This window comes from Streptomyces sp. NPDC056835, assembly GCF_042789485.1.
Classification (GTDB): domain Bacteria; phylum Actinomycetota; class Actinomycetes; order Streptomycetales; family Streptomycetaceae; genus Streptomyces.
On sequence record NZ_JBHUBB010000064.1, the window covers coordinates 1 to 22,425 of the forward strand.

At 69.1% G+C, this 22,425-nt stretch carries 22 protein-coding genes, 1 tRNA gene and 1 pseudogene; 11 read left to right on the forward strand and 13 right to left on the reverse strand.

Translation table 11 applies throughout. The features are described 5' to 3' along the window. Positions 1–139: 139 nt before the first annotated feature. On the reverse strand, positions 140–532 hold the full coding sequence (locus ACFRMN_RS37935) for a hypothetical protein (RefSeq protein WP_383028924.1): 393 nt from the start codon (positions 530–532) through the stop codon (positions 140–142). A 230-nt stretch (positions 533–762) separates the two neighbouring features. Then, positions 763–1,194 carry a hypothetical protein gene (locus ACFRMN_RS37940; protein ID WP_383028926.1) on the reverse strand — a complete coding sequence of 144 codons (432 nt, stop codon included), beginning with the start codon at positions 1,192–1,194 and terminating at the stop codon, positions 763–765. Positions 1,195–1,455: 261 nt separating this feature from the next. Between ACFRMN_RS37940 and ACFRMN_RS37945 the strand changes: the two genes are divergently transcribed. Further along, positions 1,456–2,004, forward strand: coding sequence for an SUKH-4 family immunity protein (locus ACFRMN_RS37945; RefSeq protein ID WP_383028929.1), 549 nt, complete (start codon positions 1,456–1,458; stop codon positions 2,002–2,004). A 614-nt stretch (positions 2,005–2,618) separates the two neighbouring features. Next, a complete protein-coding gene (locus tag ACFRMN_RS37950; RefSeq protein WP_383028932.1) occupies positions 2,619–3,077 on the forward strand; it encodes a lamin tail domain-containing protein in 459 nt (152 codons plus the stop codon). Between the two features lie 309 nt (positions 3,078–3,386). Here ACFRMN_RS37950 and ACFRMN_RS37955 read toward each other — a convergent pair. Further along, positions 3,387–3,530, reverse strand: a pseudogene (locus ACFRMN_RS37955) (helix-turn-helix domain-containing protein); the annotation flags it as partial. A gap of 290 nt (positions 3,531–3,820) precedes the next feature. Further along, positions 3,821–3,979, reverse strand: coding sequence for a hypothetical protein (locus ACFRMN_RS37960; RefSeq protein WP_383028935.1), 159 nt, complete (start codon positions 3,977–3,979; stop codon positions 3,821–3,823). 54 nt (positions 3,980–4,033) lie between these two features. On the opposite strand from ACFRMN_RS37960, the gene ACFRMN_RS37965 reads away from it, so the two are divergent. Further along, positions 4,034–4,717, forward strand: a complete 684-nt coding sequence (locus ACFRMN_RS37965; protein WP_383028938.1) for a hypothetical protein — start codon at positions 4,034–4,036, stop codon at positions 4,715–4,717. Between the two features lie 258 nt (positions 4,718–4,975). Here the strand turns inward: ACFRMN_RS37965 and ACFRMN_RS37970 are convergent. From ACFRMN_RS37970 to galU, 7 genes are all read right to left on the reverse strand, one after another. Next, positions 4,976–5,049, reverse strand: a tRNA-Ala gene (locus ACFRMN_RS37970). Positions 5,050–5,171: 122 nt separating this feature from the next. Further along, complete coding sequence (gene glpR / locus ACFRMN_RS37975; protein WP_383028940.1) at positions 5,172–6,335, reverse strand: gephyrin-like molybdotransferase receptor GlpR; 1,164 nt, start codon at positions 6,333–6,335, stop codon at positions 5,172–5,174. Positions 6,336–6,472: 137 nt separating this feature from the next. Continuing rightward, positions 6,473–7,111: a GNAT family N-acetyltransferase gene (locus ACFRMN_RS37980; RefSeq protein WP_383028942.1), complete on the reverse strand. Its 639-nt coding sequence runs from the start codon at positions 7,109–7,111 to the stop codon at positions 6,473–6,475. Next, complete coding sequence (locus ACFRMN_RS37985; RefSeq protein WP_383028976.1) at positions 7,108–7,581, reverse strand: molybdenum cofactor biosynthesis protein B; 474 nt, start codon at positions 7,579–7,581, stop codon at positions 7,108–7,110. The genes ACFRMN_RS37980 and ACFRMN_RS37985 overlap by 4 nt, the downstream gene beginning before the upstream one ends. An 80-nt stretch (positions 7,582–7,661) precedes the next feature. Continuing rightward, positions 7,662–8,228 carry a cyclic pyranopterin monophosphate synthase MoaC gene (moaC, locus tag ACFRMN_RS37990; RefSeq protein ID WP_383028945.1) on the reverse strand — a complete coding sequence of 189 codons (567 nt, stop codon included), beginning with the start codon at positions 8,226–8,228 and terminating at the stop codon, positions 7,662–7,664. 72 nt (positions 8,229–8,300) lie between these two features. Continuing rightward, positions 8,301–9,635 carry a gephyrin-like molybdotransferase Glp gene (gene glp / locus ACFRMN_RS37995; protein ID WP_383028948.1) on the reverse strand — a complete coding sequence of 445 codons (1,335 nt, stop codon included), beginning with the start codon at positions 9,633–9,635 and terminating at the stop codon, positions 8,301–8,303. Between the two features lie 3 nt (positions 9,636–9,638). Continuing rightward, positions 9,639–10,541 (reverse strand): UTP--glucose-1-phosphate uridylyltransferase GalU, encoded by a 903-nt coding sequence (gene galU / locus ACFRMN_RS38000; RefSeq protein WP_383028951.1) that lies wholly within the window; start codon positions 10,539–10,541, stop codon positions 9,639–9,641. A gap of 103 nt (positions 10,542–10,644) precedes the next feature. Here galU and ACFRMN_RS38005 point away from each other — a divergent pair, with 103 nt between their 5' ends. Continuing rightward, a complete protein-coding gene (locus ACFRMN_RS38005; protein ID WP_383028953.1) occupies positions 10,645–11,244 on the forward strand; it encodes a 5-formyltetrahydrofolate cyclo-ligase in 600 nt (199 codons plus the stop codon). Positions 11,245–11,275: 31 nt separating this feature from the next. Here the strand turns inward: ACFRMN_RS38005 and ACFRMN_RS38010 are convergent, their stop codons facing one another. Then, positions 11,276–14,119 (reverse strand): penicillin acylase family protein, encoded by a 2,844-nt coding sequence (locus ACFRMN_RS38010; RefSeq protein WP_383028956.1) that lies wholly within the window; start codon positions 14,117–14,119, stop codon positions 11,276–11,278. Positions 14,120–14,376: 257 nt separating this feature from the next. Here ACFRMN_RS38010 and ACFRMN_RS38015 point away from each other — a divergent pair, with 257 nt between their 5' ends. The 6 genes from ACFRMN_RS38015 (at position 14,377) to mscL (ending at position 20,510) form a co-directional block, all read left to right on the forward strand. Continuing rightward, the gene (locus tag ACFRMN_RS38015; RefSeq protein WP_383028957.1) at positions 14,377–15,981 is read left to right on the forward strand and encodes a potassium/proton antiporter; all 1,605 of its coding nucleotides are present in this window, start codon (positions 14,377–14,379) and stop codon (positions 15,979–15,981) included. 241 nt (positions 15,982–16,222) lie between these two features. Further along, the gene (locus ACFRMN_RS38020) at positions 16,223–17,578 is read left to right on the forward strand and encodes an MFS transporter (RefSeq protein ID WP_383028960.1); all 1,356 of its coding nucleotides are present in this window, start codon (positions 16,223–16,225) and stop codon (positions 17,576–17,578) included. Between the two features lie 66 nt (positions 17,579–17,644). Continuing rightward, entirely contained in the window at positions 17,645–18,022 is a 378-nt protein-coding gene (locus tag ACFRMN_RS38025; RefSeq protein WP_383028962.1) for an FmdB family zinc ribbon protein, read from the forward strand. A gap of 102 nt (positions 18,023–18,124) precedes the next feature. Continuing rightward, positions 18,125–18,958: an S-methyl-5'-thioadenosine phosphorylase gene (locus tag ACFRMN_RS38030; protein ID WP_383028965.1), complete on the forward strand. Its 834-nt coding sequence runs from the start codon at positions 18,125–18,127 to the stop codon at positions 18,956–18,958. Between the two features lie 319 nt (positions 18,959–19,277). Further along, positions 19,278–19,793, forward strand: a complete 516-nt coding sequence (locus ACFRMN_RS38035; protein ID WP_383028967.1) for a hypothetical protein — start codon at positions 19,278–19,280, stop codon at positions 19,791–19,793. Between the two features lie 183 nt (positions 19,794–19,976). Beyond that, on the forward strand, positions 19,977–20,510 hold the full coding sequence (gene mscL / locus ACFRMN_RS38040; RefSeq protein ID WP_383028969.1) for a large conductance mechanosensitive channel protein MscL: 534 nt from the start codon (positions 19,977–19,979) through the stop codon (positions 20,508–20,510). A 22-nt stretch (positions 20,511–20,532) separates the two neighbouring features. Here mscL and ACFRMN_RS38045 read toward each other — a convergent pair whose 3' ends face one another. Next, on the reverse strand, positions 20,533–20,748 hold the full coding sequence (locus ACFRMN_RS38045) for a hypothetical protein (protein ID WP_383028972.1): 216 nt from the start codon (positions 20,746–20,748) through the stop codon (positions 20,533–20,535). A gap of 463 nt (positions 20,749–21,211) precedes the next feature. Here ACFRMN_RS38045 and ACFRMN_RS38050 point away from each other — a divergent pair, with 463 nt between their 5' ends. Then, positions 21,212–22,243 (forward strand): P1 family peptidase, encoded by a 1,032-nt coding sequence (locus tag ACFRMN_RS38050; protein ID WP_383028974.1) that lies wholly within the window; start codon positions 21,212–21,214, stop codon positions 22,241–22,243. Positions 22,244–22,425 lie beyond the last annotated feature (182 nt).

Sequence of the window (22,425 nt, forward strand, 5' to 3'; positions counted from 1 at the left end):
ACGCTCGGCTGGGAAACCCCAGCCGAGCGCCTGTCTAAACTGCTCGCGGCCTGATCAACCGACCACGGTGTTGCAACGACCCCTCGAATTCGCCTACACCCGGGAGGGGCTTCGAGGGTGAGAGCTATGCGACCGCGCCCTACTCGGAGTGAAGAGCGACGAGGGCAGGGGTAGCGGCGGCCGTCCGAACGCGGCGCACGCGCCAGCCCGCTCCTGCTCCGGCCAGGTGCAGGGCGGCGATCCGGCCCGCGCTGGTGGTGAGCTTCAGGTAATAGCTGGAGCAGTAGACGATGCCGATAGGGGTGCCCGTCTCGTCGTACTCGAAGGTGATCCAGTTGCCGTTGCAGTCGTCGATCTGCGCCTGAAGGGCGAGATCCTCATCGGGGCCCCGGGAAATGCCCGGCGGGGCCCTCGACGGAGCGTAGTGGCCTGTCGGCGCACTCCATGTAGGACGTTCACCACGAACGGGAATCCTCTCCGGGAGTTGAAGCTCTCGAAGGAGAATCTGCTCGCGGCGTACAACCGTGAACAATGCCCCCGGGCCTGTACCCATCAGGACTTGTAGTGCTCAATAAGACGGCTGACGACCCGGTGGAGGACGTCCGCGCGACGCCAGTCGTCCCGCTGGTCGCGCAGGGCTCGCTCGGCCGCTCGGAGCCTGCGATGTAGCGGTCGCGTTCGTAGCGGGTGGCCGCGCCGAGTGGCCTCCGTGTTTTCCCCTTACTCGGAGACCGCGAAGACGCTTGTCCGAAATCGGGAGAGTCAGCCTTCTTCCAGCCAGCTCAATGGATCTTCTTCCTGGGTACCTGAAAGGGTGAGGCTGGTAAAGGAAACCGGGAGAGCCAAGGACGCCAGCTGCTCAAGGGCAGTGGGGGAGATGAATAGCTGGTCGCCGGTCTCCACTGTTCCCGCGATGGCTACCTGGGCCGAGTGGCCGCTCCGTAGAAGTGCGTCGACCCTATCCAAGCGGGGTCTGATTCTCTGTGTCAAAGAAATCGCCATTGCTTCCAGGTCGCCTGCGGACTCTTCGGTGTAGGTGTATGCCCACCAGTGCGGCCCCGAATAAATCCTGGCCCCATGAGCTGATTGATCATCGTCGAACCCGAGAGCGTTGTTGACGAAGTCGGCGGAGATGTCCATCTTCGTAATGGCCAGCGAAACATTCACCGACTCCCACGAGCGAGTCGAATGCATGGCGTCCTCCTTCTGCGGCGAACCTATCGCGCATTAACGTTCGGGATGATTTTGAGAGGAATGTTCAGGCGGGAGACCCTTACCATCTCGTCCGCAGAGAAACACATGGCTTGACTACTATTTCAAACCGGCCAACCCAGACCTCACCGTGACTCACGCCGCAGATTACGACCAAAGCGACAAGAAGACGCAGAACAAAGAGCACGAGCAATATATCAAGGACCTCAAAAAAGCCCACGGCAAGTAGCGTAGGGTTGATCCGTGACTAGCTTTCTGACATCAGGAAATCTGATTCGCCTCTTCGACCTCGACGGAATCATCTACTTCCCGGATTACCCCGGAAATGGCCTGAACGCCGCGACCGCTTCATTTCTGAGTTCAGTCGGCCTGCCGCACGACGACTTCTTCACCTCCACCCACCTGGACCTAGCTCTGGACGAGAGCAATCCCGTCGCACTCGGGCTCCTCATGGACCTGGAAGGCGGCGAAATTCCGCAGACCCGCCGTTCCTGGCCGGTCCTCGGCTCCTTGAGAACAGCGGTCATCGCCATCGACGCGCAGTCCGGCGCAGTGCACTCCTACCCCGAAGGCGAGAACGAGAGCCAGGTACTGCACCGCGACATCGAATCCTTCGTCTTCCGCCTTGCCGAATTCCGAAAACTCCGTGACGCCAAATCAGAAGACTCCGATAACGAAACCCTGGTCCAGTCCTTTCGGACGGCCGTCAGCACCCCCGACCCCACGCCGTTCGCCGACGAGGACTCGGACTGGAACCTCATCCTCGACGAGATCCTCGACGGCGTGTGGTAGCCCGGGAACTGTAAAACGTCCGACCCTGTCCCGTAATCGGCGGTAACTGTAAGCCACCTTGCGCCGGGACTGAGTCGTGCTTGAGGCCAACGCCCTTGTGGGCGTGGCGTTTTACCGTGCGGGTGCCCGGCTTCCACGGTGAACCGGCGCCCGCGCGAGGCGATGTGAGTAGATCAGCGCCGCTGCGTGGTTGGCGGCACCGGAACGGGGGCGGACCGGGACCGCCGACAGTCCAACGACGGCGGGCCGGACCGGTCACCGCCCGGTGCAGACCAGGCGGACCCGGGGTCGGGCTGTTACACGGTCCGCCCGCAGCCGGGCGGTGGCGCACTGGGGTGGCCCCGGGGTGGCACGCCCCGGCGCCGGCTGCGTGGTTGTAGGTGTGGTGCGGGTGGATGCATGGCGCACTGGTCATGAATACGACAGGCTTATGCTTCGTTGCACTCTGCAATCGATGGTTACGGACATGTCTATGTTTTGTAACGCGAACTGCGCGTTCCGCTTGTGCGGGGCGGTTCCGTCATGGTCGTGTCCTCGGCCGACGGGGCCGGGAACGTCAGACGCTGCGCGGACCCGTCAGGGGTTCTGCGGGCACACGGAAATGAGGGGGCATCATGTCTGCTTCTGTATCGGGCCGTCGTACGGCCGCGCTGGTTCTCGCCGCCGGCGCGCTGGTCGGGGCCGCGGCCCTGCCGGCGTCCGCCACCGGCCACCAGGCACCCCGCCCCTCCGTCGTCCTGGGGAAGATCCAGTACGACAGCCCCGGTCGCGACACCGGCTCCAACCGATCACTGAACGGTGAGTGGGTCGAGGTCACCAACAAGAGCCGGCGAGCGGTGAACCTGGACGGCTGGCCCCTCTCCGACCGCGACGGCAACCGCTACACCTTCGACCTGCGCCTCGCGGGCCGTTCCACCGTCGGCGTCCACACCGGCGACGGCCGCGACACCCGCACCGCCGTCTACCAGGACAACCGCTCGTACATCTGGGAAAACCGCGGTGACACCGCGACACTGCGCAACGACCGCGGGCGCAAGGTGGACTCCGAGTCATGGGGCCGCGGAAGCCGCTGACCCCTGCTAACAGGCGCGTCCCCCGGCACCACGTGCCGGGGGACGCACCCGTTCTGTGAGCGGCTTCGTGACGTGCCGCGCTTCGGTGAAGGCACGGGCTTGTAGTCGGGTGACGGCTTCATAGCCGAGAGCGGGCTCACGCCACTCAGGCGGGAAAGCGGACCGCAGGATATCGAGCATGGCCTCATCGGGGCGCTGATCAGCTTCCCGTCACGGAAGCATGCGGGCAGAGACGACCGACAGCGCTGCCGCTGGGAGAGAAGGGAGACAGCCCGTTCGAACGCCGGTCTCGTCCACCGCGGAGCCCCTCGGCTCCCGCCGGTACTGCGGCGGCCGGTCCGAGGCCAGCGCCCGCAGCACGGTGTTCCTTGAGATCCCCAGCTGCCGGGCCACAGCACGGGCCGACAAGCCCTCAGCCCGGTGCAGCCGACGGATCTCTGCCCAGTCCTCCACATGGATCACCCTCTCTTCCTCCCGACTCCACCCATGAAGTCAGGATGATCAAGAGATCGCAGAGCGGCTCAGTTTTCATCCGCCTTCCGTGCAGGGCTTGATCAAGTTCCTTAGCTGTCCGGATCGTTGACGAAAATCTTGTATGAGCCGAGACCCGCACCCAGCCCGAGGTTAGTGCTATTCGGGCCCCGTGCGTCCTGTCCGACAGTGGAACCCGGCCGGGCCACTGTAATTTCGCGCCGTAGTGGGCGCAACGGGCGCCAGCCCCGGGCCGTCTGCTCGGCAGGACGCTACTCGCCGCCAGCTTCGCCATAGAGTCGCCGGAATTCGGCGTCGAACATGTCCTCCGTGAAGCCGAGCTCCTGGTGAGCCGGTTCGTGGACCACGGCGCTCAGGCGGGCGCGAACTCCCTGGATGACCTCGACGTCCGCGTCCAGGTTGCGGATCATCTCCGTCTGACCTGAGGGCGAGACGAACTGCAGGTCACGCTGACGCCAGTACGAATGGGCAAGGCAGTTTCGGAGCGTGAACGCATCCCGCTTCGAGAGCGGCTGCAGGAGATCGAGGCGTACGCACTCACCCGTAAGGACACGCTCGACGATCGCGGAACCGAGCGGTTTGCTTGCCCCATCACCAAGCTCAACTGCCCTTGGGCACAGGAGCGTGAGGGTCGCGGCGCACCACCGAAGAGGGAGCCCGTACCGGTCGTCATCAACCTCGATGCCCACAGGGAGCGCACCGCGCACCCCGCAAGCCGGCCAACCGTAGAACCCCCAACCCTGCCGCTCGCCGAACGCCCCAAATGTTGCCGCCAGTCCTCCGTCACCGTGCAGGCGCACGTCATGCCCCGCACGCGCCAGGAACTGCCTTGGCAGACGCCCTCCTGGGCCCTGGCCTACCAGACGCTGCGTGCTCACATCGAAGGTGGCAACGGTCGGCTGAAGTCCATCGACTCCGCCCTGCACGCCCGCGAGAGACGCCAGCCCCGTGGCCGCGTCGCGCAAACCCTCCTGTCCGCCATCACCGTCATGGTCCACAACATCAAGGAACTCGAGCAGTACCTGGCCGCGAGCAAGCAGAGCGCGATCATCGGCCTCGACCTCGAGCCGAACGACGTCCTTCTGCCCTACCCGACGATCAGCTTGACGGCCCCGCCCCGCTCCCAGGCGCTGAGCCGTAGCCCCTGAGCGGGCATGTTCCGGGTAATTGAAGATCGACACATCGCGAGACCGCAGGAGCCTGCCTCCACGCCTGCGGTCCCCGCGGCATGTCCGCATCCCGACCCCCGGTCCGTTCCGACGCGGGCCGTTGCGCTTCCCGGCGGCCCGGCAGGCTGACTTTCACACAAGCAGGAGCTCAAACGACGAGATCCCGGTCAGACGGCGACCGTCTGACCGGGATCTCGTGAACCGTTCCGGGATGAACCCGTGAACGGCCCTTTGCTGTGGACCTGAGGGGATTTGAACCCCTGACCCCCTCGATGCGAACGAGGTGCGCTACCAGTCTGCGCCACAGGCCCTTGCAACGAGTGAAACCTTAGCACTCCCGCCGCCGTGCTCGGAAATCCGTCAGCGGCTGGTCACCGGGCCACCGGGCCGGGCGGTGGCCGGGGGGAGCGGGGGCGGGGTGGGGGGCGGTGGGTCACTCGTTGGCCGCGCGGGGGCGGTCGTCCTCGTCGTACTGGTCGAACAGCGGGGTCCTGCCGCGGTCGCGCGTGCGGCGGGGGGCCGGGGCGCGGGGTGGCGGTGGGGGCTCCGCGGTGGGTTCGGCCGTGGAGGAACGGGCCGCGCTCCACGTTTCCGGGTCGCTGACCTCGACCCCGCCAGTCGCGCGGGGAGCGACCGGGGCGGTGACGTACGTGGGGAGCGGGACCGGTACGGGGTCCCAGCTGTCGCCGCTCGCCGGGCCGCGTTCGCGCTGCTGGTCCACCCACTCCGCGTGGTCGGTCTGCTCGACCAGGGCGCGGCGGCCCGCCTCTTGGGGCGAGACGGTGGGGACGGAGGCGGGTTCGGGGCCGGGTTCGGGCTCCTCGTCCGGCTCGCCCGCGGCGGCCGTCGACGGCTGATGGCGGCGCGGGCGGTTCTCGCGTAGCCGCTGCGCGGCGGCCTCTGCCCTGCGCCGGTCCATGGTGAAGGCGAAGCGGCGTCGCTCCTGACCGCGCAGATGCACGATGTACACGCTCAGGAGTACGGCCGGGAAGGCCGGCGCCCAGAGGAAGCCGAGGCCGCCGACCGCCGCGACGATCGTGCCCAGTGTGAAGGCGAGAAAGAGGACCACGGTGGTACGGCGCCTGCGGGCGAGGACCTGGAGGCGCTGTGCGCGCCGGGCGCGTTCCGCCGCGGCGCCCGAGGGTCGCGCGCGCCGCTCGGGAGCGCGCCGCTCGGGAGCGGGGGCCGAACGGCCGGACGCGGGGCGCGCGGAGGCCGGGCGGGACACCGGGGCGGGGCGGGACACCGGGCGCGCGGCCCCTGACCTGGCCGGCGCGGGGACGTCCGGGTGGATTTCCATCCGGGCTTCGGTACGGGCCGGAGGCGCGGAGAAGGCCCGGACGTCGACGGAGCTGATCGACTCCGTGCGGCTGTCCGGTTCCCCGTCGGGCCCCGCCTCCTCGGCGGTGCGCTCCTGAAGCTCCTTGGCGTAACGGCGCTCCATGGCCGCCCGTCCGGACAGCAGCCGGATGGCGGTGCTGAAGCGTTCCGTCGGGCGTGCCTCATTGAGCTCGTCCTGCCTGCGGAGCCACATCGGCACCAAGTAGGCGGCCCAGGCCCCGACGATGACTGCGTAGATGAGGCCGCTGCTGCTCACGGTTCACACCGTAGAGGGGTTCGCACGAGGGCATCCGCCAATTGAGCCGGTGTGTCGCACGATCTAGCTGATAGCACTGAAATTTTTTGTGATGGTGCGGATCAGTTTATGGCCACATGTCGACCAATATCGAACACTTATTTCATTTTATGATCGTTGCCGGTCGCACCTGGTCGGGCCCTGCGCCAGCGCCGGAGCAGCCCGTCGGGCACCTCCTCGGCCGTGAGCACATAGACGAGATGGTCCCGCCACGCCCCGTCGATATGCAGATAGCGGGGCCGTAGCCCTTCCTCGCGAAATCCGAGTTTGTCGACGACCCGGCGGCTGGGGCCATTCTCCGGACGGATACAGATCTCGACGCGGTGCAATCCGACCATGCGGAAGCAGTGGTCCACCGCGAGGGCGACCGCGGTCGGCATGACCCCGCGCCCCGCGACCTCGCGGTCCACCCAGTAGCCGATATGGCCCGAGCACATCGAGCCCCAGGTGATGCCCGCGACGGTCAGCTGGCCGACGAGCCGGCCCTGGTACTCGATGACGAAGGGCAGCATCCGGCCGGCGTTGGCCTCGCCGCGCAGATGGCGGACCATCTGACGGTAGGTGGGGCGCTGGGCGAGCGGACCGCCCGGGGGCGGCGGCGGGATCGTCGCCTCCCAGGGCCGCAGCCAGTCGCGGTTGCGGCGGTTCACCTCACGCCAGGCGCGCTGGTCGCGCAGCCTTATGGGGCGGAGGGTGATGTCGCCGTCCACCAGCGTCACGGGCCAGGCCGGGTTCATCCGGAAGTACGGGGGTGATCGCCGCCGTGGATCTGGTCCACGGCGTGGACGAGCAGCCGGCCGAGTACGGCGAGACCGTCCCGTACACCGCCCGTCGAGCCCGGCAGGTTCACGATCAGGGTCCGCCCCGCCACCCCCGCCAGACCCCGGGAGAGGGCGGCCGCGGGAGCCTTCGCGGCGCCCTCGGCGCGGATCGCCTCCGGGATACCCGGGATCTCGTAATCGAGCAGGCGCCGGGTGGCGTCCGGGGTGCGGTCCGTCGGGGAGATGCCCGTACCGCCGGTGGTCAGGATGACGTCGTACGCGGCGGCGACGCCGTCGCGCAGGGCCTGTTCGACCGGATCCCCGTCGGGGACGACCTTCGGTCCGTCGACCGCGAAGCCCAGCGCGGTCAGGCCGTCGGCGAGGATCGGGCCGCCCGTGTCGGCGTAGACCCCGGCGGCGGCGCGGTTGGACGCCGTGACGACCAGGGCGCGGTACGTGGACCGGGACGGGGACGGAGAGGCGGACCGCGGCTCCGGCCCGGAGCCGCCGCCTCTCGCGGGCGTACTCACTCCGCGCCTCCGTCCGCCTCGGAGACCACCTCCTCGGGCGGCACCTCCGTCCCGGGGCGGGTCCAGTGGCCCGACCTGCCGCCCGTCTTCTCCTCGACCCGTACGTCCGTGATGACCGCGCCCTTGTCGACAGCCTTCACCATGTCGACCACCGTCAGCGCGGCCACCGAGACGGCGGTCAGGGCCTCCATCTCGACGCCCGTGCGGTCGGTGGTCTTCACCGTCGCGAGGATCTCGACGGCGTCGTCCGCGACCGAGAGGTCGAGCGTGACCCCCGAGACGGCGAGCGGGTGGCAGAGCGGAATCAGGTCCGGGGTCCGCTTGACGCCCATGATGCCCGCGATACGGGCGGTGGCGAGGGCGTCCCCCTTGGGTACTCCCCCGCCCCTGAGCAGTTCGACGACGCGTGGCGAGACCAGAACACGGCCGCTGGCGCGCGCGACGCGCGCCGTGACCTCTTTCGCCGAGACGTCGACCATACGAGCCGCGCCCGACTCGTCGATATGCGTCAAGCCGCCTTGCTGAGGGGGTCCGGGGGTCTCCCCCCGGGAAAACACAGTCATTCGCTGTGGCGCTCCCGGTCCGGGCCCGACGGGGCCTGTGTGGGCAGACACGGTACCGCCACCGCGTGGTGATCAGCCGATCAGGACCACGTCGACGTCCGTGCCGGGCTCCACCGAGACGGACTCCTCCGGGATCACGATCAGCGCGTCGGCATGGGCGAGGGCGGCGACGAGATGGGAGCCGGACCCGCCCACGGGGGTGATCGTGCCCTCCTCGGCGTTGTACGTACCGCGCAGGAACTGCCGACGGCCCGCCGGGGACGACAGCGTCTTGCCGGCCGCGAGCGTCGCCCGGACGACAGGACGGTGCACATCCTCGCGGCCCATCAGAGCGCGGATCGCGGGGCGGACGAACAGCTCGAAGGAGACGTACGAGGAGACCGGGTTGCCCGGGAGGGCGAGCAGAGGGGTGTGCTCCGGGCCGATCGAGCCGAAGCCCTGCGGCTTGCCGGGCTGCATGGCGAGCTTGCGGAAGTCGACACCGCCTCCCGGCTCGTCCTCGTCGCCGACGGAGGAAAGCGCCTCCTTGACGACGTCGTACGCCCCGACGCTGACGCCGCCCGTGGTGACGACCATGTCGGCGCGGATCAGCTGGTCCTCGATGGTGGCGCGGAGCGTGTCGGCGTCGTCGGTGACGGCACCGACGCGGTACGCGATGGCGCCCGCGTCCCGGGCCGCGGCGGTCAGCGCGAAGCTGTTCGAGTCGTAGATCTGGCCCTCGCCCAGCTCCTCGCCGGGCTGGATCAACTCGCTGCCGGTGGAGAGCACGACCACGCGCGGGCGGGGTCTGACCCGTACCGAACCGCGGCCGATGGCGGCCAGCAGACCGATCTGTGGCGGCCCCAGGACCGTGCCCGCCTCCAGGGCCAGGTCTCCGGCACGCACATCGCTGCCGCGCGAGCGGACATGGGCACGCGCCTCGGCCGAGCGGAACACCCGTACCTCACCACTCGCGCCCTCACCACCGGCGCCGGCGGGGCGCATCGAGGTGGCCGCGGCGCCGCCCGCGCCGCCGTCGGTCCACTCCACCGGGACGACGGCCTCGGCGCCGGGCGGCAGCGGGGCGCCGGTCATGATCCGGGCCGCCTGCCCGGGGCCGACCTCGGGCAACGCGCCGCTGCCCGCCGCGACATCGCCGATGACGGTCAGCACGGCCGGGAACTCGTCGGTGGCGCCAGCGACATCGGCCGTACGGACCGCGTATCCGTCCATGGAGCTGTTGTCGAACGGCGGCAGAGCCACCGGTACCGTGACGTCCTCCACCAGCACACAGCCCTGGGCGTCGGGCAGTTGCAGCTCGATGGGGTCGAGCGGGTGGACCGCGGCGAGGATGTCCGCGAGATGGTCGTCCACCGACCAGAGCCGCTCGTGGCCGGCGGCCGGTACCGATTCTGCCGTGCTGCTCAAGTGCTACATCTCCTCGCTGACATAACTGCGGAGCCAGGCGCGGAAGTCCGGGCCCAGGTCTTCACGTTCGCACGCGAGTCTGACAATGGCACGCAGATAGTCGCCGCGGTCACCTGTGTCATAGCGACGGCCCTTGAAAACCACGCCATGGACCGGTCCGCCCACCTTCTCGTCCACGGACAGCTGCTGAAGCGCGTCGGTGAGCTGGATCTCACCGCCGCGGCCCGGCTCGGTCTGGCGCAGTATGTCGAAGACGGCGGGGTCGAGGACATAGCGGCCGATGATCGCGTAATTGCTGGGGGCGTCGGCGGTGTCGGGCTTCTCGACCAGATCGTGCACCTTGACCACATCGGCGTCACCGGTGGGCTCCACGGCGGCGCAGCCGTAGAGGTGGATCTGCTCGGGGTCGACCTCCATCAGCGCGATGACGCTGCCGCCCTCCCGCTCCTGGATCTCCACCATGCGGGCCAGCAGCGGGTCGCGCGGGTCGATCAGGTCGTCACCGAGCAGCACCGCGAAGGGCTGGTCACCGACGTGCGGGGCGGCGCAGAGCACGGCGTGGCCGAGGCCCTTGGGGTTGCCCTGACGCACGTAGTGCATGGTGGCGAGGTCACTGGACTCCTGGACCTTCGCGAGGCGGTCGGCGTCCCCCTTGCGGGTAAGCGCCTCCTCCAGCTCGTAATTCCGGTCGAAGTGGTCCTCCAGCGGACGCTTGTTGCGGCCCGTCACCATGAGGACGTCGGAGAGCCCGGCGGCCACCGCCTCCTCGACCACGTACTGGATCGCGGGTTTGTCCACAACCGGCAGCATCTCTTTCGGAGTGGCCTTCGTGGCGGGCAGGAACCGGGTGCCGAGGCCCGCGGCGGGGATGACAGCCTTGGTGATCCGGGAGGACGAGTGAGTCATGCGGAGTACCCTAACCGCGCTGTATGGGCGGAAGATGATACTCCGGTTAACTTTCGTCTCATAAAAGAGCAGACGCGAGGTTTGTGATGTCCGGTGCGTAATGATGAGTAATGACATGACCGGAAAGGCCGCGCTGCGCCGTGAACTCCTCGCCGTGAGAGCGCTCCTGTCCAGTGAGGACGTCCGTGAAACCGCGGCGGTTCTGGCGCGGCGCGCACTCGACCTGCCGGAACTCGCCCGCGCCCGTACCGTAGCCGCCTATGTCTCGGTGGGGCGCGAACCGGGCACGCGCGCGCTGCTCGACGCGCTGCGTGCGCGGGGGGTACGGGTCCTGCTGCCGGTGCTGCTGGCGGACAACGACCTCGACTGGGCGGAGTACGAGGGCGCGGACCGTCTGGTGCCCGCCGGGCGGGGGCTGCTGGAACCGGACGGTACCCGGCTCGGTGTGGACGCGGTGCTGGACGCGGAGGTCGTGCTGCTGCCCGGCCTCGCGGTGGACGGGCGCGGGACGCGGCTGGGGCGGGGCGGTGGCTCGTACGACCGGGTCCTCGGCCGGCTGGCCCGGGCCGGCGCCGAACCCGCGCTGACCGTCCTGCTGTACGAGAACGAGGTGGTCGCGCGGGTCCCTGAGGAACCGCACGACCACCCCGTACGGGCCGTGGTGACGCCGGGGGGCGTCAGGCGCTTCGACGACCGGCTTTAGCGGCGTCGTCCGTCTTCGGGCAGCCCCCGGCTCACGATCCGGGCGGTGTGAGCGTGAGCGTGTCGCTCGTGGCGCGCTCCACCGTATTGACCGTGAAGGACCAGTCCAGCAGCTCGCCCTTGGCCCACTTGTCCGTCTGGTCGGTGTAGTGCGGGCTGTACGCGTGTCCCGAGGCGCCCGTCAGATTGATCCAGCGGGACTTGTCCCACTCGCCGACGTTGACGACCATCCGCATCGACGGCACCCACACGACCTCGTACCCGCCCGCCGCGTTCCAGCCCGTCGCGTTGACCGCGGCCTCGCCGCCGCCGAGGTTCCACGGGCCCCGGTTGAGCATCTGCTTCAGGAGGCCGGGGCCGCTGGTCCCAAGGGTCTGGTTGTCCAGCTGGAGCTGGTGCAGCCGGCCCCAGCTCCAGCTGGAGACGTCCTTGCCGAGCTTGGCGGTCAGCTCCCAGCGGGCGTCCTCCATGGCGCGCTCGAACAGCTTGTCGCGGGTCTTGGTGGCGTCGTCCCCGCGGCTGCGCGGGGAGCTCCACCACGCGTTGTCCTCGTCCTTGATGATGCCGCGCACGACCTCGTACCAGCGGTCCCCGCCGTCCGGCTGGGCAGCGTCGGGCGCGCGCTGGCCGCACTCCCGTACCACCGGTACATCGTCGTCCGCCGGGCCGGTGCTGTCGGCGGGACGGACGTTCAGGCACTCGCCCTGGACCCGTACCTCCTTGGGGAGCTTGTTCCCGAAAGCGAGCTTGAGGACGTTGCGCCAGACCGCGTTGAAGTAGGCGGCCGCCCCCGAGTCGGGTTCCTGGGTGTAGTCCCAGCCTTCGAGGAGCTTCTGCGCCTCGCGTACGGACGGCTCCGCGACATTGATCTTGAGCAGATAGGGCATCAGCAACTTCGCGATCTCGCTGGTGTTGTCCATCTGCATCGTCTGCATGTCTTCGGTCGAGATCTTCCCGCCGTCCTTGATCTTCGACTCGATCAGGTCGTTTATCCGCTGGCTGCGGGCGCCGTAGCCCCAGTCCTCGGTCAGCGGGTAGGGGTACTTCTTCGAGTCGACGACGGCCTGGTTGGCGGTGACGATGTAGCCGCGCTCCGGGTTGTACTCGTACGGCAGCTCGTCGAAGGGGATGTACCCCTTCCACTGGTACTTCGGGTCCCAGCCGGGAGCCGGCGTCCGGCCGTCGAACCCGTCCGAGCGGATCGGGATGCTGCCCGGCGCCTGGTAGCCGATGTTGCCCTTGGTGTCGGCGTAGATGAGGTTCTGCGAGGGGACCTCGAAGTGCTCGGCGGCCTTGCGGAACTGGCTGAAGTCCTTGGCCCTGTTGAGCTCGAAGACCGCGTCCATGGACTTGCCCGGCTGGAGCGCCGTCCACTGGAGCGACACGGCGTAGCCGGAGCCGCGGTCCGGGGCGACGTCGCCGACCGGGGCCTTCTCGCCGACCTTCACCAACTCGCTGTCGCGGTCCGAGACCACCGGGCCGCGGTCGGTGGAGCGGACGGTGATCGTCTTGCTCTGGCCACCCGCGACCTTGATCGTCTCCTCGCGGGTCCTGAACCGCTTCTCCTTGTCGCCGTACTGGTAGGAGTCGCCGTTGACCTTTTCCAGGAAGAGATCGGTCACATCGGCGCCGAGGTTGGTGAAGCCCCAGGCGATGTCCTGGTTGTGGCCGATTATGACGCCGGGCATTCCGGCGAAGGTGTAGCCCGCGACGTCGTACTTGCAGGTCGCCGAGACGCTGCGGCAGTGCAGACCCATCTGGTACCAGAGCGAGGGCAGCTGGGGCGCGAGATGCGGGTCGTTGGCGAGGAGGGGCTTGTCGGTGGTCGTGTACCGGCCGGAGACGACCCAGGAGTTGGAGCCGATGCCGCTGCCGCTCGGGCCGAGCAGCTCGGGGATCTCGTCGAGCGTGCCGGAGAGCGCTTCGAGCTGGGAGTTGAAGCCGGAGGTGGCGTCGGACGCGGTGCCTGTGCCTGTGCCGACGTCGATGCCCGTGCCGGTGCCCATGCCTGTTCCGGTGCCTGTCCCCGTGCCCGTGCCGGTGCCGGTGCTGCCACCCGTCGCGTTGTCGGACCCGGACCCGGAGGCGCCCACGTCGCTGGGCTCGGCCTTGGGGTCGTATGTGCCGGTGATCGGGTCGATCCCGCCCTCGCTGACGATCGGCTTGTTCCGGTCGTACGGATACGACGGATACAGGTCATCGATCTGCTGATCGCTCAGCCGGCTCGTCAGCAGCGAGCGGTCGATCTCGTCCTGCATATTGCTGCGCAGGTCCCAGGCCATCGCCTTGAGCCAGGCCACCGAGTCGACGGGCGTCCACTTCTCGGGCTTGTAGTCATTGGTGAAGTTCAGCGCGGCGTACTCGACGGAGATGTCCTTGCCGTCGCGGCCCTCCAGATACGCGTTGACGCCGTCCGCGTACGCCTGGAGGTTCTTCTTGGTCTCCGCCGAGAGCTTGGTGTCGTACTCCCGCTGCGCCACCCCGTGCCAGTCGAGGGTGCGCAGGAAGGTGTCGGTCTTGACCTGGCTCTTGCCGAACATCTCGGAGAGCCTGCCGGAGGTCATATGGCGCCGGACGTCCATCTCCCAGAAGCGGTCCTGCGCCTGGACGAAGCCCTGGGCGCGGAACAGGTCCTGGTCGCTGTTCGCGTAGATCTGCGGGATGCCGTAGCTGTCGCGTCTGACGTCCACGCGATCGGAGAGACCTTCGAGTTCGAGCGTCCCCGTCGTCTGGGGGAAGGAGGCACGGACCGTGCTGACGCCCCAGTACGTGCCGTAGCCGACACCACCGACGAGCGCCAGCACCAGGACGATCACGATCAGACGGGCGCGTCGCCCCTTCTTTTTGGCGGAAGGGCGGGCTGTGTTGGCGGGCATCGCTGTCCTTCGAGGGGCAGGGTGGTCCTGGAATGCTGGAGCAACCATAGGCGCAGCCGTTCATCGTCCCGGACGCGGTGTCATGTAGTGCGACTCGTCGGACGATCGCACAAGTGATCACGCCATGGTTCCCGCCGCATAGCGGCCGAAAGGGAGGCACAGATCACATCGGCTCGTACTGGCGATCGAAAGCGTCAAGAAAGCGTTAAAGATTAGGTAAGGTAACGAAGTACCGGCTGCTGGAGGAACGATCCGGCATGCGCGAGGGGAAGGATCGGCCGCTGTCTGTCCACCATCTCAACGAACTCCTGCTCATCAGCTCCCTCGTGCTGCTGATCGCGGTCGCGGCCGTCCGGATCTCCTCCCGGAGCGGGCTCCCCAGCCTGCTGCTGTATCTCGGGATCGGAGTCGTCATAGGGCAGGACGGCCTCTTTCACGTCAAGTTCGACAACGCCGAACTGACGCAGGTAATCGGATATGCCGCCCTTGTGGTGATCCTGGCCGAGGGTGGTCTGGGCACCAAGTGGAAAGAGGTGAAACCGGCGTTGCCCGCCGCCGCCGTCCTCTCGACAGTGGGCGTCGCGGTGAGCGTCGCGGTGACCGCATCGGCCGCGCACTATCTGATCGGTCTGGAGTGGCGGCAGGCGCTGATCGTCGGCGCGGTCGTCTCCTCGACGGATGCCGCGGCGGTCTTCTCCGTACTGCGCAAGGTGCCACTGCCGTCCCGGGTGACCGGAGCGCTGGAGGCCGAGTCGGGTTTCAATGACGCCCCTGTGGTGATCATGGTGGTCGCGCTCTCGGCGGCGGGCCCGGTCGAGCACTGGTACGTGCTGGTCGGCGAGATCACGCTGGAACTGGCGATCGGCGCGTGCGTCGGCCTCGCCGTGGGCTGGGCGGGCGCCTTCGGGCTGCGGCATGTGGCCCTGCCCGCCTCCGGGCTGTATCCGATCGCCGTGATGGCCATCGCCGTCTCGGCGTACGCGATCGGCGCCACGGCACACGGCAGCGGCTTCCTCGCCGTCTATCTCGCCTCGATGATCCTGGGGAACTCCAAGCTGCCGCACGCCCCGGCCAACCGCGGGTTCGCGGAGGGGCTCGGCTGGATCGCGCAGATCGGCATGTTCGTCCTGCTCGGGCTGCTGGTGACCCCGCACGAGCTGGGAGACGACTTCCTGCCCGCGGTCGTCGTCGGTCTCGTCCTGACCGTGGTGGCCCGGCCCCTGGCCGTACTGATCAGCCTGCTGCCGTTCCGTATCCCCTGGCAGGAACAGGCGCTGATGTCCTGGGCCGGTCTGCGCGGCGCGGTGCCCATCATCCTGGCGACCATCCCGATGGTGTCGAACATCGAGGGCAGCCTCCGGATCTTCAACATCGTCTTCATCCTGGTCGTCGTCTACACACTGATCCAGGGGCCGACGCTGCCCTGGCTGGCCAAGGCCCTGCGGCTCGGCGACCCCGCCGAGGCCGCCGACCTGGGCATCGAGTCGGCGCCGCTGGAGCGGCTGCGCGGGCATCTGCTCTCCGTGGCGATCCCCGCGCACTCGAAGATGCACGGCGTGGAGATCGGAGAACTGCGGCTGCCGGCCGGGTCCGCGGTGACCCTGGTCGTACGGGACGGCAAGAGCTTCGTACCGCAGCCGGCGACCGTACTGCGCCGCGGCGACGAGCTCCTGGTGGTCGCGACCGATCCGGTACGGGACGCCGCCGAGCGACGGCTTCGCGCGGTCGGACAGGGCGGAAAGCTGGCCGACTGGCTGGGGACGGGCGCGGGCGCGGGTGCCGCGGCCGGGACCGGAACCGGCGCCGGGACCGGGACCGGAACCGGAACCGGAACCGGAACCGGGGGCAACCTCCGCCCCTAATCGCAGGCGTGCGTCCATGGTGTTCGCTCCTTTCCCAGGTGGCGTGATGTTCGTGCCTGTACGATGAAGGCACAGTTGATCGACCAACTCTGCCTGACGCAGTGCTGGCGCGACCGTATGGCGGCCGTGGCGTTCCCCGATGTGGGCCCTGGTATCTACCGCAGTTCCGCGCAAGAGGACAGCTCTCGGCGGCGCCCGTACATCCAGGGGCGTGCTACCAGGCGGCAGAAAGGCAAGGACCGTGTCCCACAACACGGTCGACACCACCGAGGACGCCGCCCCGGCCGCGACGCCCCGCCCCGGATACGGGCGGCTACTGCGCACGCCCGGCGCTTGGACGTTCCTGCTGCCCGGTTTCGCCGCCCGGCAACCCTTCGCGATGCTGACGATCGGCATCGTGCTCCTGGTCCAGCACACCACCGGCTCGTACGGCAGCGCGGGAGCCGTCGCCGCGGTGACCGGTGTCTCCATGGCGCTCTTCGCGCCGCAGGGCGGGAAGCTCGCCGACCGGTTCGGACAGCGCGCGGTGCTCGTCCCGGGCGTGCTGCTGCACACGGCTTCCGTCACGGCGCTGATCGTGCTCGCGCTCGCCGACGCCCCGCTGTGGGCGCTGTTTCTCGCCGCTGTCCCGACCGGCGCCTCCGTCCCGCAGATCGGCCCCATGGTCCGGTCCCGCTGGGCCGCCCTGCTGGGACACGGCCCCTCCGGTTCAACCTCTGGTTCGAGCTCCGGCTCTCGCTCCAGCGGTGACGCGTCGCTGCTCCCGACGGCTGCCGCGTTCGAGTCCGTGACGGATGAGTTCACCTTTGTCATCGGCCCGGTACTGGCGACCGCGCTGTGCACCGGTGTCCACCCGGCGGCCGGACTGATCGCCGAGGCCGTGCTGACGCTGGCCGGCGGGCTGCTCTTCGCCGCTCAGCGCGGTACACAACCCAAGACCGGCCGGCGTGAGGACGGCGGCTCGGCCGAGCCGCGCGTCTCGGCGCTCTCCGTGCCCGGGGTGCGGGTTCTCGCCATCTCCTTCCTGGGGATCGGTTCAGTCTTCGGGGGGATGCAGGTCTCGCTGACCGCGTTCGCCGAGGAGATCGGCAACCCCGGCGTGAACGGTCTGCTGTACGGCGTCTTCGCGGCGGGCAACATGCTCGCCGGCCTCGTCTGCGGCGCTGTGGCCTGGAGGATCGGGCCACGTCGCAGGCTGGTGGTCGGATACGCGGGGCTGACGCTGGCCGCGTCAGCGCTGTGGGCTGTGCACTCGGTGCCGCTGCTCGCCGGACTCGGACTGCTGGTCGGACTCTGTATCGCGCCCGCGCTGATCACGGGCTACACGCTGGTCGAGTCGCTGGTGCCCGCTTCGGCCCGTACCGAGGCGTTCACCTGGCTGACCGGCGCCGTCGCGCTCGGCCAGGCCGCGGCGGTCACCGTCGCCGGGCAGCTGGCGGACGCCCGTGGCGCGAGCGCCGGTTTCCTGGTGCCGCTGGTGGGCACCGCGCTGGCGCTGGTCACGCTGATCGCGCTGCGTTCGAGGCTGACCCCGAAGGCCTCCGGGTGGAGCACCACGCGTGGGATGAGTCACCGCGTGCCGATGACAGTGGACTGATCGCGCGGAATACGTCACTATGGAGCGTCGTTAGCACTCATTGAGTGAGAGTGCCAGGAGGAGCAAGTGCCGACCTATCAGTACCAGTGCACCGAGTGTGGCGAGGGCCTTGAGGCGGTGCAGAAGTTCACCGATGACGCCCTCACCGTGTGCCCGAATTGCCAAGGACGCCTGAAGAAGGTCTTCTCCGCAGTCGGCATCGTCTTCAAGGGCTCCGGGTTCTACCGGAACGACAGTCGTGGCTCGTCGTCGAGCAGCGCGCCTGCTTCGGCGGGTTCCTCGGGCTCCACCGCGGGTTCCGCGGGTACGAAGTCGTCCTCGTCGGAGTCCAAGACCCCGGCGTCGGCCTCGTCCTCCTCCGGCTCGGGCTCCTCCTCGGGCGGCTCCGGGTCCGGTTCGGGCTCCAGCTCATCGAGCAGCTCCAGCGGCTCCTCGGCCGCCTGACGCCTTCCTTCCTTTCTCTCGTTCTGTTTCGTGGGGACCCCGCCGTTTTGAACGGCCGGGGTCTTTCGCGTACGCGCGGGCGAGTACCGCTACTGTGATCGGATGGCGAACGCAGAGATCGGTGTGATCGGTGGCTCGGGTTTCTACTCCTTCCTGGAGGATGTGACCGAGGTCGAGGTGGAGACTCCCTACGGACCCCCCAGCGACTCCCTCTTCCTCGGCGAGATCGCCGGCCGGCAGGTCGCGTTCCTGCCCCGCCACGGACGCTCCCACGGCCTCGCGCCGCACCGCATCAACTACCGCGCCAATCTGTGGGCACTGCGTTCCGTCGGTGTGAAGCAGGTTCTGGGACCGTGTGCCGTGGGCGGGCTGCGGCCGGAGTTCGGGCCGGGCACGCTGCTCGTACCCGATCAGTTGGTGGACCGTACGAAGGCGCGCACGCAGACCTACTACGACGGGCTGCCGCTTCCGGACGGAAGCACCTCGAAGGTCGTGCACATCTCGCTCGCCGATCCTTACTGCCCTGAGGGACGCAGGACAACGCTGGCGGCGGCGCGAGGGCGCGACTGGGAGCCGGTGGACGGCGGGACGCTCGTGGTCATCGAGGGACCGCGTTTCTCGACGCGGGCGGAATCGCGATGGCATGCGGCGATGGGCTGGTCGGTGGTCGGGATGACCGGGCACCCCGAGGCGGTACTCGCTCGTGAACTGGGGCTCTGCTACACCTCCATGACTCTGGTGACGGATCTGGACGCGGGCGCGGAGACCGGCGAGGGGGTCTCCCACGAGGAGGTCCTCAAGGTCTTCGCCTCGAATGTCGGCCGCCTGCGCACGGTGCTGTTCGACGCGGTGGGCGGATTGCAGGCGAGCGAGACGCGCGACTGCCTGTGCGCACACGCTCTGGACGGGATCGACACCGGGATCGAGCTGCCCTGATCACGATGTGCCCGGCCCTCTCGCGAACCATGCGCGAGAAACCGGGAATTGCGGCGACGCCGGCCTGAACCACCCCGGCGAGTGAGGAAGTTGTCCACAACCGGCGGCTGATCCACAGGCCGCCGCGGGATCGTGACGGACCGTGCATCGTGAGGAGCGACCGCAGAACTCCTCACGGCAGGTGGTGGTTGCCATGTCCCGTTCCTTCTCGCATGATCCGTCCCTTCCTCCCCTTCCGGGCTCCTCGCCCGTCCCCTCCCCACTCTCCTCACTCTTTCCTTCCCCTCTCCCCTCGCCCGCCGCGCCCGAGCCATGCGGTGTGCCGCACTTCGATCCGCTGCGGGTACGGGGCTCAGGCCGGCGGCTGCGCAGAGCCCTGTTCAGGCGGCGGCGCGCGACGGCGGCCGGTCTTGCCATGACGGCTGCCGCGCTGGCCGCCGCCGGAGCGGGGGGCTCCGTCGGTGCGGCGGCGGACGCCGAAGCCCGTGCGGAGTCCGCTGCGCCCGGCGCTGTGGCAGCGGCGACACCGTCCCGGCCGTCCCGCGCTCAGCGGGCCGCGGAGCTGGTGTCCGCGCCGGTCCGTATCGCGGACGCGGCGACGGTCCGGCTGCTTCGCCGAGGAGACCGGGTGGATGTGATCGCGGCGGTGGAGGGGGCGCCGGAGGCGAGGGTGGTGGCCTCGGGCGCCCGGGTGACCGAGGTTCCGAAGGCACGGGAGACCGTCATGGACACAGGGGACGGCGGGGCGCTGATCGTCCTGTCCGTTCCACGCGCGACCGCCACGGAGCTGGCCGCCGCGGGCGTCACATCACGGCTGGCGGTGACGCTGTGCTGAGCCGGCTCGTGCGGGGGCGGCTCGTCCGGGGGTGGCTCGCGCTGGGCAGGCGCGTTCACACTCGCACTGGCGAACTGTGGGGTCGCCTGATCGCGTCTGCGGATTGGACAGTGTGGGCACGCGCTGCCGTAGGTTGCGAAGCTGATTGTCACCTCTACCGCACATGCGAAGAAAGGCTCACTCGTGAGCAAGAAGAAGGAGAGCGTGTTGGAGGGCTTCAAGGCCTTCCTGATGCGCGGCAACGTGATCGACCTCGCGGTCGCGGTGGTTATCGGCGCGGCGTTCACGAATGTGGTGAACTCGGTCGTCAAGGGTCTGATCAACCCGGTGGTCGGCGCGTTCGGCACCCAGGATCTGAACAAGTACAGCTCGTGCCTGAAGTCGCCGTGCGAGACGAACGACGCGGGCGAGGTCGTGAGCGGCATCCCGATCATGTGGGGAACGGTGCTGAGCGCGGTCCTCACGTTCCTGATCACGGCGGCCGTCGTGTACTTCCTCATGGTCCTGCCGATGTCCAAGTACCTCGCCAGGCGGGCCAGGCAGCAGGCGGCTCAGGAAGAGGTTCAGGAAGCCGCGGAGGTCAGCGAGCTGGAGGTGCTGAAGGAGATCAGGGACACCCTGATCGCGCAGCGCGGGGCCGGCACGGCCGTTCCTGGACAGACCACAGCCGGTCAGACCACCACCGGTCAGACCACCTCGGGGCAGGGCAATTCGTAGCGGCTGATTGCCGCACCGCTGGTCAGAGGTGGTGGGGCGGCTTTTCGTCGAGGAAGCGGGCGAGATCGGCCGCACTGTCACCGCTCCCGGCGGGTCGGTCTCCCCAGCCACGGTCCGTATCGTCCGTCGACTGCTGGTCCAGCGGATCGTCGAAGATCAACGCCGGATTGGGGCGGGGCGGCCGGGACGGCTGGGGCTGCTCCGCTGCCGGCGGCTCGGGGGTGGGGGCGGTGCTCATGGCTCCAGGGTACGGGGGCGCGGTCCGCACCGGCGCGGACGAGGGCTGCCGGGAGCGCCCCTTCCCGGTCGGGCCGGCACTCAGCACGCGCCTCACCGCCCCGCCACCACCCGTACCTCTGCTGCGCCGGGCGCACGACGCCGACCCACGCGACAGCGCTTCTGCGCCGTATGACCGCTCCCGGCCACACCTAGGTCCGCCGTGCCGCGACGCCGCTGGAGCTCTTCATCGACCTGTGCTTCGTCGTCGCGGTCGCCCGGGCCGGGGTGCGGCTGCCGCACGCGCGCCACTTCAAGGCCGGTACGGCGCAGCCGCTCGTCCTGCCGGTCTCGGCGGCAGTGGTCGTCGCCTGTACGTTCCTCGGGGCTCGGGCGGTCCTCGCGTCGCGGCCGGTGGCGGCGACCGTGGCGGTGGGGGTGACACTTGCCGGGCGCGCGGACCACCGTGGTACGGATGGGGGTTCATGACATCCAATGACGCACTGACCGACGTGGCGGGCCTGCGGGTGGGGCACGCCCGAGTGGCCGGGGACCGGGCGCTGACCGGCACCACCGTCGTTCTCGCCCCGGAGGGCGGGGTGGTGGCCGCGGTGGACGTACGGGGCGGCGGGCCGGCCACCCGGGAGACCGACGCTCTCGATCCACGCAATATCGTCCAGCGCGTTGAGGCGGTCGTGCTGACGGGCGGCAGCGCGTACGGGCTCGACTCGGCGTCCGGGGTGATGGCGTGGCTGGAGGAGCGCGGGCGCGGCATCCGGGTCGGCCCCGACCCGTCCCAGGTGGTGCCGGTCGTGCCGGCGGCCGGGGTCTTCGACCTGGGGCGCGGTGGTGACTGGCGGGTCCGGCCGGACGCGGCGACGGGCCGGGCGGCCGTGGAGGCGGCGGCCGGTACGGCGATTGGGTCACCGGTCGCGGAGGGCGGCGTGGGCGCCGGGACGGGCGCTCTCGTCGGCCCGGTCAAGGGCGGGGTCGGTACGGCGAGCCTGGTGCTGGACTCCGGGATCACCGTGGCCGCCCTGGTCGTGGCCAACGCGGCGGGTTCCGTGATCGATCCGCTGACGGGCGTGCTGTACGGGCGCTACCTCAACGGCCGTACGGAGTACCCGGCGCCCGAGGTCCACGAGGCGGCCCAGCGGCGGCTGGCCGAGTTGCGCGAGCGGAACGGACCCCCACCGCTCAACACCACGCTGGCCGTCGTCGCCACCGACGCCGAACTGTCCCGGGCACAGGCGCACAAGCTCGCGGGCACGGCGCACGACGGCATCGCGCGCGCCGTCCGTCCCGTGCATCTGCTCAACGACGGAGACACGGTTTTTGCTCTGGCGACGGGTCAACTCTCCCTCGCCGAGGGGGATCCGCTCGCGCTCAATGAGGTACTGGCGGCCGGAGCGGACGCCGTGACCAGGGCAATCGTCTCCGCCGTCGAGGCGGCTGAGAGCGTGGCGGGGTCCGGCGGGACGTTCCCTTCGTACCGCGAGTTGTACGGGCTCGACTGACCGGCGTAGTCACCGAGTTGGCCGGGGGCGCGCGGGAACTTCACGTACGCCCCCTTCGTTTTCTCAAACTTAGGACGCGATGTCAGCCCTAGTGTCTTGTGATTCTGATCGTGTTACTTCGAGTTGTTATTGACGAGTTTCTTCACGCTGGTCTGGACGAGTCGGACCTTGGTGAGGATCTC